This is a genomic window from Rhabdochromatium marinum (genome assembly GCF_016583795.1).
Taxonomy (GTDB): domain Bacteria; phylum Pseudomonadota; class Gammaproteobacteria; order Chromatiales; family Chromatiaceae; genus Rhabdochromatium; species Rhabdochromatium marinum.
On record NZ_NRRS01000022.1, the window covers coordinates 41106 to 53685 of the forward strand.

13 protein-coding genes are annotated in these 12580 nt (G+C 62.4%); 6 read left to right on the forward strand and 7 right to left on the reverse strand.

The features are described from left to right. Positions 1-7: 7 nt before the first annotated feature. Positions 8-1096: a molybdenum ABC transporter ATP-binding protein gene (modC, locus tag CKO36_RS08800; protein ID WP_200283541.1), complete on the forward strand. Its 1089-nt coding sequence runs from the start codon at positions 8-10 to the stop codon at positions 1094-1096. Positions 1097-1118: 22 nt separating this feature from the next. Here modC and radC read toward each other — a convergent pair whose 3' ends face one another. Then, complete coding sequence (gene radC, locus CKO36_RS08805; protein WP_200283544.1) at positions 1119-1793, reverse strand: RadC family protein; 675 nt, start codon at positions 1791-1793, stop codon at positions 1119-1121. A 115-nt stretch (positions 1794-1908) separates the two neighbouring features. On the opposite strand from radC, the gene coaBC reads away from it, so the two are divergent. Genes coaBC through argB form a run of 4 tightly spaced genes read left to right on the forward strand, consistent with a single transcriptional unit; the run spans position 1909 to position 7119 of the window. Next, the gene (gene coaBC / locus CKO36_RS08810) at positions 1909-3138 is read left to right on the forward strand and encodes a bifunctional phosphopantothenoylcysteine decarboxylase/phosphopantothenate--cysteine ligase CoaBC (protein ID WP_200283547.1); all 1230 of its coding nucleotides are present in this window, start codon (positions 1909-1911) and stop codon (positions 3136-3138) included. Next, positions 3092-3550, forward strand: coding sequence for a dUTP diphosphatase (gene dut, locus CKO36_RS08815; protein ID WP_242469477.1), 459 nt, complete (start codon positions 3092-3094; stop codon positions 3548-3550). Before coaBC ends, dut begins: the two co-directional genes overlap by 47 nt. A gap of 32 nt (positions 3551-3582) precedes the next feature. After that, positions 3583-6198 (forward strand): phosphomannomutase/phosphoglucomutase, encoded by a 2616-nt coding sequence (locus tag CKO36_RS08820; protein ID WP_200283550.1) that lies wholly within the window; start codon positions 3583-3585, stop codon positions 6196-6198. Between the two features lie 24 nt (positions 6199-6222). Beyond that, the gene (gene argB / locus CKO36_RS08825) at positions 6223-7119 is read left to right on the forward strand and encodes an acetylglutamate kinase (protein WP_200283553.1); all 897 of its coding nucleotides are present in this window, start codon (positions 6223-6225) and stop codon (positions 7117-7119) included. 4 nt (positions 7120-7123) lie between these two features. Here argB and CKO36_RS08830 read toward each other — a convergent pair whose 3' ends face one another. Beyond that, positions 7124-8239, reverse strand: coding sequence for a DUF4124 domain-containing protein (locus CKO36_RS08830; RefSeq protein ID WP_200283556.1), 1116 nt, complete (start codon positions 8237-8239; stop codon positions 7124-7126). Positions 8240-8298: 59 nt separating this feature from the next. Next, a complete protein-coding gene (gene pyrE, locus CKO36_RS08835) occupies positions 8299-8973 on the reverse strand; it encodes an orotate phosphoribosyltransferase (protein WP_200283559.1) in 675 nt (224 codons plus the stop codon). Positions 8974-9034: 61 nt separating this feature from the next. On the opposite strand from pyrE, the gene CKO36_RS08840 reads away from it, so the two are divergent. After that, the gene (locus CKO36_RS08840) at positions 9035-9709 is read left to right on the forward strand and encodes a sulfite exporter TauE/SafE family protein (protein ID WP_200283561.1); all 675 of its coding nucleotides are present in this window, start codon (positions 9035-9037) and stop codon (positions 9707-9709) included. 44 nt (positions 9710-9753) lie between these two features. On the opposite strand, the gene CKO36_RS08845 is transcribed toward CKO36_RS08840, so the two are convergent. From CKO36_RS08845 to CKO36_RS08860, 4 genes are all read right to left on the reverse strand, one after another. Beyond that, complete coding sequence (locus tag CKO36_RS08845; protein ID WP_200283564.1) at positions 9754-10038, reverse strand: DUF167 family protein; 285 nt, start codon at positions 10036-10038, stop codon at positions 9754-9756. Positions 10039-10068: 30 nt separating this feature from the next. Then, positions 10069-10653, reverse strand: a complete 585-nt coding sequence (locus CKO36_RS08850; RefSeq protein ID WP_200283567.1) for a YggT family protein — start codon at positions 10651-10653, stop codon at positions 10069-10071. A gap of 76 nt (positions 10654-10729) precedes the next feature. Beyond that, positions 10730-11560 carry a pyrroline-5-carboxylate reductase gene (proC, locus tag CKO36_RS08855; protein ID WP_200283570.1) on the reverse strand — a complete coding sequence of 277 codons (831 nt, stop codon included), beginning with the start codon at positions 11558-11560 and terminating at the stop codon, positions 10730-10732. 66 nt (positions 11561-11626) lie between these two features. Then, the gene (locus tag CKO36_RS08860; RefSeq protein WP_200283573.1) at positions 11627-12331 is read right to left on the reverse strand and encodes a YggS family pyridoxal phosphate-dependent enzyme; all 705 of its coding nucleotides are present in this window, start codon (positions 12329-12331) and stop codon (positions 11627-11629) included. Between the last annotated feature and the right edge of the window lie 249 nt (positions 12332-12580).

Here is a 12580-nt window from a genome sequence, read left to right on the forward strand (position 1 = left end):
AACCACCATGATTCAGGATGCGATACATGCGCGTTTCCAGCTCGATTATCCCGGGTTCTCGCTCCAGGTAGATCTGGAGCTGCCGGGACGCGGTGTCACCGCTCTTTTTGGTCATTCCGGCTCGGGAAAAACCACGCTGCTGCGGCTGATCGCTGGGCTGACCCGGGTGTCCGATGGCTATCTAAAGGTCAATGGCGAGGTCTGGCAGGAGGGTCGCGAGTTTCTGCCCACCCACCGCCGCCCGCTCGGCTATGTCTTCCAGGAGGCGAGTCTGTTTCCGCACCTGAGTGCCCGCGCCAATCTGGCCTATGGCATGAAGCGGGCCGGCGATGCTGCCATGGGACGCGAGGCCCTAGCGCAGGCGGTCGAGCTGCTCGGGATCGGGCATCTGCTCGACCGCCGTCCGCAGCAGCTCTCCGGGGGCGAGCGTCAGCGCGTCGCCATCGCCCGCGCCCTGGCGTTGCACCCCAAGCTACTGCTCATGGACGAACCACTGGCCGCGCTGGACCTGAAGCGCAAGCAGGAGATCCTGCCCTATCTGGAGCGCCTGCATGACGCGCTGGAGATCCCGGTGCTCTACGTCAGCCACTCGCCCGATGAGGTGGCCCGCCTGGCCGATACCCTGGTGCTAATGGAACAGGGCCGGGTGCGTGCGCAGGGGCCAGTGAGTGAGCTGTTCAGCCGCCTGGATCTGACCCTGGCCCAGGATCAGGATGCCAGCGCCATCATTGAGGGCGTGGTGCTGAGTCACAACGATGACTACGCGCTCAGCCGTTTGGAGATCCCAGGCGGCTTTCTAACCGTGGCGCGACTCCAACGTGACATCCATGAACAGGTACGGGTGCGCATCCATGCGCGCGATGTCAGCTTGGCACTGGACGACCCCGGTACCTCCAGTATCATCAATATCCTCCCGGCGCGCATTCTGGAGCTGCGCGAGATCGAACAGGCCCAGGTGCTGGTCAAGCTGTGCACTGGCGCAGGTGAACGCACCCCGCTACTGGCACGCATCACCCGCCACTCGCGCGACCGGCTGCGCCTGTATGAAGGGCAGTCGGTCTTTGCGCAAGTCAAGGCAGTGGCCTTGATGGACTGAGGCCCCAACGCAAGCCTGGCCCTCAGATCAAGCCGCGTTCAGAAAAGGACGTACCCGCCCCGGCACCGACGATGATGTGATCCAGCACCCGGACATCGATATACTCGAGCGCCTGACGCAAGCGCTCGGTGATGCGAATGTCCGCCTGGCTTGGCTCGGCGACTCCGGAGGGGTGGTTGTGTGCGAAAATCACCGCCGCTGCATTGCACTGGATCGCAGCGCGTATCACCTCGCGCGGATGCACACTGGCCCCGTCAATGGTGCCGCGAAAGAGTTCCGTATATTCAAGCACCTGGTGGCGGTTATCGAGAAAAATCGCAGCAAAGACTTCATAGGGATACCCGCGCAGGCGCATTTTTAGATAGTTGCGCGTCGCCTCCGGACTGGTGAGCGCATCGCGTGCCTTGAGATCTTCGAGCAGATAGCGCCGACTCATTTCCAGCACAGCACGCAGTTGCACGAATTTCGCCACCCCCAAGCCTTTGCCGCTGCAAAAATTATCCTGACTGGCGGACAACAGACCAACCAGACCGCCATAGGTGGACAGCAGTTCGCGCGCCAGATCAACGGCGCTCTTGCCCGGAATCCCAGTTCGTAGAAAAATGGCCAGCAGTTCAGCATCGGTCAGGGCCTCAGCGCCCAAACCAAGCAGCTTTTCGCGCGGGCGTTCATCGGCCGGCCAGTCCGTGATTGACATTGTTCGGTCTCCTGAGCGCGTTAAAAAACAACCAGTACCCGCATAGAGTAGACGAAATGTTTAACAAGGCCAAGCGTTCCACAAGCCATCAACGGCTGGCACCTCACACAGCATCATGAGCCAGACGCAACATCCGCGCATTCTGCTTGGCGTTAGTGGCAGCATCGCCGCCTACAAGGCGGCAGAACTGATCCGCCGCCTGCGCGAACGCGGTGCCGAGGTGCAGGTGGTAATGACCGCGCACGCACAGGCCTTTATCACACCACTCAGCCTGCAAGCCGTGGCCGGGCAGCCGGTGCGTTGCGAACTGTTTGACCGAGCGGCTGAGGCCGGGATGGGACATATCGAACTGGCCCGCTGGGCGGATCACCTGCTGATCGCACCAGCCAGCGCCAACCTGATTGCGCGTCTCGCGCATGGAATGGCCGATGACCTGCTGACCACCCTGGTACTGGCCAGTGCCGCCCCGCTGGCCATCGCCCCAGCGATGAACCACCAGATGTGGTCCCATCCGGCCGTGCAGGAAAATATCAACCGTCTGCTGGCCCGTGGCGTGCATCTGCTGGGGCCGGAGTCGGGCGACCAGGCCTGCGGCGAGAGCGGTGCAGGGCGCCTGCTGGAACCGCAGCGGATTGTCGAACAACTCCTGGGATCCGAGCACCGTCCGCTGGCCGGGCGCCGGGTGCTGGTCACAGCGGGACCGACCCGCGAGGCGCTGGATCCCGTGCGTTTTTTGGGCAACCGCAGTTCGGGAAAGATGGGCTATGCTGTGGCCCAGGCACTCACCGCAGCCGGCGCCCAGGTCATGGTGGTTTCCGGCCCCACGGCGCTAACGCCACCGGCGGTTGAGCGAGTCATACCCGTGGAAACGGCGCTGGAAATGCACGCGGCCGTCATGGAACACATCGACCACTGCGACATCTTTGTCGCTGCGGCGGCTGTGGCCGATTATCGCCCCCAGGCCCCATCCCCGGAAAAAATCAAGAAACACCACCACGAGTTTCAGCTGCGCATGGTGCGTAATCCGGATATTCTGGCCGAAGTTGCCGCCCGCCACCCCGCGCCCTTTACTCTGGGGTTTGCCGCCGAAACCGAGGCGCTGGAAGCTCATGCCCGGGAGAAACTCCAGGCCAAAGGGCTGGATATGATCGCCGCCAACTGGGTCGGCGGCGCGCAGGGGGGCTTTGATCGCGATGAGAATGCCCTGTTGCTACTGTGGCGCGGTGGCCAGCGTGAACTGCCGCTGATGTCAAAACGCCAGGCGGCGCGTGAAATCGTCCATACCATTACGGAGCGCTATGCTGCATTCACTGCACGTCAAAATTTTGGATCACCGCCTGGGTGACACCTTTGAGCTGCCCCACTATGCCACTGAGGGCGCTGCCGGACTGGATCTGCGCGCCATGCTGGCGAAGCCCTTGCAGCTCGACCCCGGCATGACAGAGCTGATTCCCACCGGACTGGCCATCCATATTAAGGATCCTGGCACGGCCGCCATGATTCTGCCCCGTTCGGGCTTGGGACATCGTCATGGGATTGTGCTTGGCAATCTGGTCGGTTTGATCGATTCCGACTACCAGGGAGAGATCTTGGTATCCTGTTGGAATCGCGGGCAAACGCGCTTTGAAATTCAGGTTGGCGAACGCATCGCGCAACTGGTGTTGGTCCCCGTCTTGCGTGCCAAGCTCGAAATCGTTGCTGATTTCGCGCCCTCATCACGCGGCAGCGGCGGCTTCGGGCACAGCGGCCGGCAGTAACCCGACTCTATTAAAGACAGCTGCATTGCATCATGGCTCTTCTAGGCAAAAAAAGCGTCAAACACGACAAGAAGGCTACCCAGGGCTCGCAGCCGCATTCTCAGCGCCTGAGCCACTACTGGCTCTTGGCTGGCGTGCTGTTGAGCCTGGCCACTCTGGCGGCCTTCGTGGTGGCGGCTTGGCTGGGGACTGGAACCGAGCGCAAGATGCAGGAGCAACATCTCAGCGAGTTGGTCAACAACCTGGCCGGTGCCCTGGATGATCATAAAGAGCGCCTCTATGAACAGCTCAGGGAATTGTCCAAGGACCAGCACCTGCGCACCAGCTTTGAATACGCCGACCAGGCCGATTTCGTTGCCACTGCGCAGCACTTGCAACAACGGATTCCCCTGGCCCTGCAATTACTGCTGGTACGCCTTGAACCCGGCTCCTCAGACGTACAGATTCTGAATCAAGCCACCACGCCACTCAGCTATGCCGGACTGGTGATGGTGCGCGAGGTCGCGACCTCCGGGAAGCTGTCACAGCTGGAAGCCCATCAGGTCGGCACACCTGAGGCCCACCTGGCGCTGGCCGGTCCGGTGCTGGCCAGCGATGGTCAGACGACACTCGGGGTCATCTATGTGGCGCTGCCGCTAAGCCTGCTGCCAAAGCCTGATGCCGCCACGGCCCGCAATCACCACTTTTTGTTCCAGCAAGGCCGGGGGCAAGACCAGGCGATCATTGCCCCGGCGGCGGCCTCCCTGCCCCCGGCTGATGCTTTGGTGGCTAGCACCAAGATCCCGCGCACCGACATGGAGTTGATCGCCTGGCAGCCTCCGCCCCAGCCGCTCGATTCGCAGTTGCTGTGGTCCAATCTGATCGGAGCCGGTGCCCTGCTAGCCATGACTCTGCTGATTCTTGCCGCTGCTGGCAGCGCACAGAGCCGGCGACTGCATCGCGAAATCGATCAGCTCAACCGCGGTCTGGCGGAGGTCGATCTCGGCCAGGTGCCAAGCAAACGCACCGTGCAGCTACAAGAGCTGGCCGTTCTGGATGAGGGCCTGCGCCAGATGTCACGCAAGCGGGCGCATGTCGCCAAAGCCCCGGCGGCCGAGACCCCGGACATGGCCCTGGATCTGGGCTCGAAGATGCTGGACGGTGATCCGGCAGAAGCCGCCATGGAGATGGATCTGGCCAATCCGCCCAGCCAGCTCGCGGGCACTTCCGAGATGCCTACCAACGCGCGCTCATCCAATCCACTACCGCGTGTGGATGTCTCCGCCTTGGGCACCATTCCGGCACGGGTATTCCGACCCTATGACATTCGCGGGCTCATCGCCACTGAGCTGACCGAGGACTTCATGCGCTTTCTCGGGTATGCCATCGGCACCGAATCCCAGGACGGCGGCAGTCGGGCCGTGCTGGTCGGGCGCGATCATCGCGCCAGCGGCGCCTCTCTGTGCGGATTCCTGACCGAAGGCCTGCGCGCCAGCGGCTGCGATGTGATCGACCTGGGCATTGTGCCAACCCCGGTGCTCTACTTCGCCACCCACCTGGCTGGCGATATTTCCGGGGCCATGATCACCGCCAGCCATAATCCGCATGAATACAATGGGGTAAAGCTGGTGCTGTCCGGCAAGTCGGCCACCGCGCTGAATGTTGCCAAACTCAAGCAGCGCTTGCAGCGGGGCGAATTCCGCGCGGGTGAGGGCAGTTATCGTGAGCAATCCGTGCTGGCCGACTATTTCGACGAAGTGGAACAAAACATTACCTTCGCCCGTCCGCTCAAGCTGGCGATTGACTGCGGCTTTGCCACGCCGGCCCTGGTGGCGCCGCAACTGTTCCGCGACCTGGGCTGCGAGGTCATTGAGGTGCGCTGCGATCTTGAAGACCCGCGCGCCGGAACCGAGTTGCCAAACCCTTCTGCGCCCGAGCATCTGCGCGACCTGATTGACGCCGTCACCGAGCATCAGGCCGATCTTGGCATCGGCTTTGACGGCGACGGTGACCGCCTTGGGGTGGTCGATTCAGCCGGCCAACTAATACAGACCGAGCGCGTGCTGATGCTGCTCGCCGCCGACCTGCTCTCGCGCGCGCCCAGCAGCGACATTGTCTTTGATGTCAAATGCAGCGGTCTGCTCACCAAGTACATCAGCAGCCTGGGCGGTAAGCCGGTGATGTGGAAATCCGGCCATGCCTTCATCAAGGAAAAGCGTGAGGAACTCAAGGCGCCGCTGGCCGGCGAGTTCAGCGGCCATATCGTCTTTGGTGATCGCTGGAACGGCTTTGATGATGCCTTCTACGCCGCCGCACGCCTGATCGAGGTGCTGGCCATCGACTCGCGTTCCACCCAGGAAATCTTCGCTGAACTGCCCACCGCCATCAGCACGCCCGAGCTGCTGGCCCCGGTTGCGCCCGGCCAGGAGCTTGAGATTATGTCTCAAGTTATGGAGGTCAAAGGCCGCCTGAGCGGCGTCACCGCCATCACCATTGACGGCCTGCGCGTCGAAAGCGACCGCGGCTGGGCGCTGGTGCGCGCATCGAATTCCGAGGCGGCGCTGGCCTTCCGCTTTGAGGCCGTGAATGAATCCACTCTAGAAAAGCTCAAGGATCTGGTACGCCGTATCATGAAAAGCGCCGCCCCCGGTCTTGAGCTGCCGTTTTAACCCTGCTTTGCTCTTTTTGCGTCTATGTCACTCCCCGCCGAACGCGCCCAGAATATCGCCCATGTCCTGATTGAGGCACTGCCGTATATCCGCCGCTTCAGCGGCAAAACCATGGTGATTAAATACGGCGGCAACGCCATGGTCGAGCAACGTCTGAAAGCCGGCTTTGCCCGCGATCTGGTGCTGATGAAACTGGTCGGCATCAATCCGGTGGTGGTGCATGGCGGTGGGCCGCAAATCGGCGACCTGCTCAAGCGACTCGGCAAGGCGAGCAAGTTCGTGCAGGGCATGCGGGTGACTGACAGCGAGACCATGGATGTGGTTGAAATGGTTCTGGGCGGCCTGGTCAACAAAGAAATCGTCACCCTGATTAACCATCACGGTGGCGCTGCGGTGGGGCTGACCGGCAAGGACGGAGATTTCATTCGCGCGCGCAAGCTGCTGCTGCGCCGCGATGCCCCCGAGCTGAAGGAACCTGAAATCATCGACATTGGCCATGTCGGCGAGGTTGAAAGCATTGATGCCGCCGTGGTCGATATGCTGGTTGGCGGCAATTTCATCCCGGTGATTGCGCCCATTGGCGTCGGCACCGATGGCTTTTCCTACAACATCAATGCGGATCTGGTGGCCGGCAAGGTGGCCGAAGTCCTGCATGCCGAAAAGCTGATCCTGCTGACCAATACCTCCGGGTTACTCGATGAGGAGGGACGCCTGATCAAGGAAATCGACGCAGCGCGGGTCGATGAATTGATTCATAGTGGCGTTATCCAGGGCGGCATGCTACCCAAGGTGCGCTGCGCGCTTGAAGCCGTGCAAATGGGTGTCGGTGCCGCCCATATCCTTGATGGGCGCATCGAGCATGCGGTGATGCTCGATTTGTTCACCGACGAAGGTATCGGCAGTCTGATTCGCCGCCGCTAGCCACCTATTCCGCGCCCTGAGTGGTGGCGGCTGGCTCATCCGCTTGGTCTGATGATGCCACTGGCTCAGCGGCCTTGGCCTCATCAGCATTCGCTGGATCCCCATCGGCCTGATCGCCAAGCAGCGCGGTACGAAAACCTTCCAGCACTTCCAGACGCTGGTCGGTACGGCAGGCAGAGGCGGCCTGCAAATAGCTTAAACATTGCAGGTCCAGAAAAAGCACCGCATTAGCCTCTGGGTGTTTGGGATCATTGGGAATGCGTGAGACGATCAGGCTAATATCTCCCTCATCCTGCGGAGCAGCCGTGATCACAACCGTATCGCTCAGGCTCTCAATCGGTTGGGTAGCATTGGCCTCCACATAGCCCACCGCCTGTCCCCACAGCAGATCGCACTCGCGATCATTCGCACAGGGCACCAGATTGTCGAGACCAAGCAAAATATTCCTTTTATCCTCTTTCTGCACCAGCTCGCGCACATTCTTCAGGCGCCGAAAGCGCTCCATGTCTTCAGCAAACTGCTCATAGATGCCCTGCTTGGTGCGCTCGTGGCGCAAAATCACCGCCAGATCGCTCTGGATATTCTCTTTGGTCGCAGCGATATTACGCTCCAACTGGGGGTAAACCGGCTTGCCAGCGCGCTCCAACTCAGCGGCGTCGGACTGCAAGCGGTTGATGCGATTCTGCAAGCGACGAATGTTGCCCTTGAGTTGCTGGATCATCACATCAACAGCGGCAATCTTGCCATCGCGCATCATGATGAGATCATCCGCTGTGCGATAGGAGCGCAATAGCACCTGATCCTCATTGCGTTGCTGGTCGATCAGCGCCTGCTGTTCCTTGCGCAGCCGTTCCAGCTCCTGCTCTTGCAACCACTCGTCGCGAGTCTTGGCGCGATCCACGGTGCGCAGCGGCACGCCTTCCTTGGACAGCTCCACGCGCGCCTTGTCAGTGGCTGCGGGCGGCAGGCGATCCGAAAAATGCACCTTGCCATCATCATCGACCCAGCGATACAACTGTTGCGCCGCTGCCGACAACGGCAACACCAGCCCGCCCAGCGCGAGCAGCAGGCCCAGCAGCAGAGGCAGAGGCAGAGGCAGACGCAGACGCCGAGGTGCCATCGCGGTCGTTGACTGGCTGAACAGCCTTTGAGAAATTCTAGTTGCCTGTGGCCAGCGGATCATGGGCTCTCTCCGTTATCAGTAACACCATAATGCTGCCGATACGACTCCATCGCCTGGATCAGCTCGGGCGTGAAGCCGGGATAGTTCTGATGCTTGCGCACAAAGTCGATCAGCTCCGTCAGGGACGCAATGCTCAGCACCTCGACACCATAACGCGCAGCAACCTCATCGGTTGCCGCCAGGCCGGTCTGGCCGCGCTCGCGCCGATCCAGTGCGATGAGCACGCCGGCCAGCTCGGCCCCGGCCGCTTCGATCAACTCGACTGATTCCCCCACCGAGGTACCAGCGGTGATGACATCGTCAATCACCAGCACCCGGCCCTGCAAGGGACGCCCGACAATCTGCCCGCCTTCGCCGTGATCCTTGGCCTCCTTACGATTGAAGGCATAGGGCAGATCGCGTCCATAGAGATCCGCCATGGCAATCGCGGTGGCCGCCGCCAGGGGAATGCCCTTATAAGCTGGACCAAACAGCATATCCACCGCCAGCCCCGAGGCATGCAGGGTCTTGGCGTAGAATTGTCCCAGGCGCGCCAGCCCGGCACCGCTGTCAAAGCGCCCGGCATTGAAAAAATACGGGCTGCGCCGACCGGATTTCAGTGCAAAATCGCCGAAGCGCAACACCCCGGTTTCCACCGCAAAGCGGACAAAATCCTGCTGATACGCGTGCAAAAATCTCTCTCCCCCAATGACTCAATGACGAAAGCGCCTTTCCGATAACGAGCAATCCACCATGACCCATTCTCTGATCACGGCTTTTCTGGTTGGCCTGCTCGGTGGCCTGCACTGCCTGGGCATGTGCGGCGGCATTGTCACCAGTTTGACATTCAGCCTGCCGCGCGCGCAACGCCCTCTCGCGCGCCTGCCGATGCAACTGGGCTACAACCTCGGGCGCCTGCTGGGCTATGGCGTCATGGGCGCACTCTTCGGCGGGCTGGGCGACTGGATGCTCGCGGCCCTGCCGCTGGAGCAGGCGCAGCGGCTGCTCTATGCCGCCGCCGCCCTCATGATGTTACTGCTGGGACTTTACCTTGGGCGCTGGTGGCCCGGACTCGCGCGTCTCGAACAGCTGGGCATCCCCCTGTGGCGCCATCTCGAACCTCTGGGACGCCGCCTGCTGCCATTGCGCCACGGCTGGCAGGCCCTGGCCATCGGCTTCATCTGGGCCTGGCTGCCGTGCGGTCTGGTCTACAGCGTCTTAATTTGGGCGCTGGCCGCCGGCAGCGCATTGTCCGGCGCTCTGCTGATGCTGGCCTTTGGCCTGGGCACCTTGCCCAATTTGCTGGGAATCGGGCTGCTCGCCGGAGCCAGCGCCCGCCTGAGCGAGCGGCCCTGGCTGAATCAACTGGCCGGTGCCCTGGTGATCGGCTTCGCGCTCCTGGCGTTCTGGCAACTGCTTGCCGCTTGAGCAGCCCCCGGCCCGGCACCGTCGCGCACAGCGCCCACAAGCTGTCAGCCCGGCTCAATCCCCGCCGGCAACGCCTGTGGCGCCTGGATGCGCAGCCGTTTAGTGCGACTGTGCTCACCACTGAGCAGGGTCACCTCGGCGCGCGACACGCCAAACGCCTTGGCCAGAAAAGCGATCAGGCTGGCATTGGCCTTCCCATCCACCGGAGGGGCGCGCAACTGGAGCTTGATTGCCTCACCCAGCGGTTCGGCAAAGCCATCGCGCCGCGCGCGCGGCTGCACCCGCACCCGGAGAATGACATCCCCGCCCTGCCATTGATACCAGTCCATGCGTACCTGACCCGGTCGCTTACACAGCGCTTACAGCACCAGAGCCGCCGGTGCCAGTGTCAACGCCAACAGGGGTGGCAACAGCAGCATTTGCAGCAGCACCAGCACCATCATCACCACCATGGGGGACAAGTCGATGCCACCAATCGGCGGCAGCAGCCGTTGGGCCGGCAACATCAGCGGATCGGTCAGACGCCCAAGCAAGGCCACCGCCGGATTATAGGGATCAGGATTCACCCAGCTCAGAATCACCCGAATGATGATGGCAAACAGGAAGATATTGATCACCAGCTTCAGCAGCGCCGGCAGCGCCCACAGCGGCGCCAGCCAGGGCACTGAGGCGCCCAGCAAGAGCGCGATCAGCAGCAGCTCAAGGGCCTTAAACGCCCAAGCCGCCAGCATGGATGAGGTATCCATGCCCTTGACGCTGGGCACCAGCCGCCGCAACGGTTGCAACACCGGAGCCGTGAGCTTAACCACAAACTGCGAAATAGGGTTATAGAAATCAGCCCGCGCCCATTGCAGCAGAAAGCGCAACACCAGCAGGGTGGTATAGATCCCGAGCAGGGTCTTGATGATAAAAATCAGCGGGTTGGTAAAATAGGACGCGCCCATGAGCAAAGGCCTCCAGCCAAAAATTCGTGCGGTGGTTATGCGTGCCTGGTCACCAGACCAGTCGTCACCAAGTCGGTCAACCGGCCTGATGCAGATCGTGCGCGAGTTCGGCGGCACGCTGCCGGGCGGCCTCCATGGCCTGCTCGACCAGCGCGCCAAAACCGGCGGCTTCAAAGTGCGCAATGGCACGCTCAGTGGTGCCGCCCGGTGAGGTCACCCGAGCGCGCAAGGCTGCTGGCGACTCGGTACTTTCCATCGCCAAACGCGCCGTGCCCAGCGCGGTTTGAATCGTCAGCAGACGCGCCGCCTCGGCCTCCAACCCCTGCTGAATACCGGCGCGCTCCATGGCCTCCATCAGCAACAGAAAATACGCCGGTCCGCTGCCGGAGAGCGCGGTCACGGCATCAATGGCCGCCTCGCTGTCCACCCACTGGGTCACGCCGCCAGCGCGCAGAATCTCCTCGGCCAGGTTACGCTGCTCGGCGCTGGCCTGCGCATTGGCATAGAGCCCGATCGCGCCCGACTGCACCAGCGCCGGCGTATTGGGCATAGCACGCACCAGCGGCACTGGGCGTCCGAGCCACGCCTCCAGGCTGGCAGCGGTGACACCGGCCATCACCGAGATCACCAGTGGCGCTGCGGCTGGCAGCTGAGCAGCCAGCGCACGGCACACGTCCGGCGCCATCTGAGGCTTGACGCACAGCACCAGCACGCGCGCCTCTGCCACCATGGCCGAGGTATCCGCGCTGGCTGTGACGCCAAAATGGCTGGTGAGTTGTTGGCATTTGGTGGCATCCGGTTCCGCGACCCGAATCGCGGTGGGCTCATGGTCATCCGCAATCAGACCGGCAATCAGGCTGCGGGCCATGTTGCCGCCACCGATAAAGGTAACAGTTGTGTTCGACATGGTTGTGATACGGCTTGGTTAAACTGAGAGTGGTACGGCCCGCGCCGGGCATGCAGATGCGGTCATTCAGATCGGCGCACGTGCACCAAAGAGCGCGGTACCAATGCGCACCATTGTAGCGCCCTCAGCGATGGCCGCTTCAAGATCCCCGGACATCCCCATCGACAGCATCGGCAAGGGCCGCTGCGCGCTGGCAAGCTGATCCCGCAGCGCGCGCAGGGCAGCGAAGGGCCGGCGCTGGGTGGCAAAATCCTCTGCCGGCGCCGGCAGCGTCATCAGCCCTTCCAGCTTGAGCGCCTCGTGGCGCTCGACCTCCGCCAGCAGCGCCTCGGCCTGTTCGGGCAAAATCCCGGCCTTGGAAGCCTCGCCGCTGAGATTGATCTGCACGCAAACATGCAGCGGGCCGCGCGCCGGCGGGCGCTGTGCGGCCAGGCGCCGGGCGTGATCGGCACTGACCAGCCCATGCACCCAATCGAAGTGCTCAGCAATCAACCGGGTTTTGTTCGATTGAATGCGGCCGATGAAATGCCACGCCAGCCCTTGATCGGCCAGCGCCTGCCGTTTCTCCACCCCTTCCTGCACATAGCTTTCGCCAAAGGCGTGCTGACCTGCCGCCTGCGCCGCCACCAACTTGGCCAGCGGCTGGCGCTTGCTGACCGCCAGCAGCTGCACCGATCCTGGTGGGCGTTCAAAGCGCTGCTCAGCAGCCTGAATGCGGGCGCGCACCGCCTGCAAACAGGCGGCAATCTCGGAGGTGTCTGCTGTGCTCATGCCGGATGCCTTATCGACCAGAAAGTGATGCAAACCCCGCCCAGCCACAACGGCGGGCGGAGCTGAACCCGATACCAGTGTAACAAAGACAGCCCACTCAACGACCGGGCTGGCTCGCCTGGGCAGGGCGAGCGCGTATTAATCGTCAAGCAGCCAGGATCTTAGCGCGATAGTCGTCGTCCCAGGCGGCCTTGCGACGTTTGTGCGCCATGCTGAGCGAGGAGCCTTCCTTCTCGAGTAGGTTGACGC

Bases quoted from the DNA above. Each gene is read 5' to 3' on its own strand.
- modC (WP_200283541.1), top strand. From the start codon at position 8: ATGATTCAGGATGCGATACATGCGCGTTTCCAGCTCGATTATCCCGGG.
- radC (WP_200283544.1), bottom strand. From the start codon at position 1,793: ATGTCAATCACGGACTGGCCGGCCGATGAACGCCCGCGCGAAAAGCTG.
- coaBC (WP_200283547.1), top strand. From the start codon at position 1,909: ATGAGCCAGACGCAACATCCGCGCATTCTGCTTGGCGTTAGTGGCAGC.
- dut (WP_242469477.1), top strand. From the start codon at position 3,092: ATGCTGCATTCACTGCACGTCAAAATTTTGGATCACCGCCTGGGTGAC.
- CKO36_RS08820 (WP_200283550.1), top strand. From the start codon at position 3,583: ATGGCTCTTCTAGGCAAAAAAAGCGTCAAACACGACAAGAAGGCTACC.
- argB (WP_200283553.1), top strand. From the start codon at position 6,223: ATGTCACTCCCCGCCGAACGCGCCCAGAATATCGCCCATGTCCTGATT.
- CKO36_RS08830 (WP_200283556.1), bottom strand. From the start codon at position 8,239: ATGGCACCTCGGCGTCTGCGTCTGCCTCTGCCTCTGCCTCTGCTGCTG.
- CKO36_RS08840 (WP_200283561.1), top strand. From the start codon at position 9,035: ATGACCCATTCTCTGATCACGGCTTTTCTGGTTGGCCTGCTCGGTGGC.
- CKO36_RS08845 (WP_200283564.1), bottom strand. From the start codon at position 10,038: ATGGACTGGTATCAATGGCAGGGCGGGGATGTCATTCTCCGGGTGCGG.
- CKO36_RS08850 (WP_200283567.1), bottom strand. From the start codon at position 10,653: ATGGGCGCGTCCTATTTTACCAACCCGCTGATTTTTATCATCAAGACC.
- proC (WP_200283570.1), bottom strand. From the start codon at position 11,560: ATGTCGAACACAACTGTTACCTTTATCGGTGGCGGCAACATGGCCCGC.
- CKO36_RS08860 (WP_200283573.1), bottom strand. From the start codon at position 12,331: ATGAGCACAGCAGACACCTCCGAGATTGCCGCCTGTTTGCAGGCGGTG.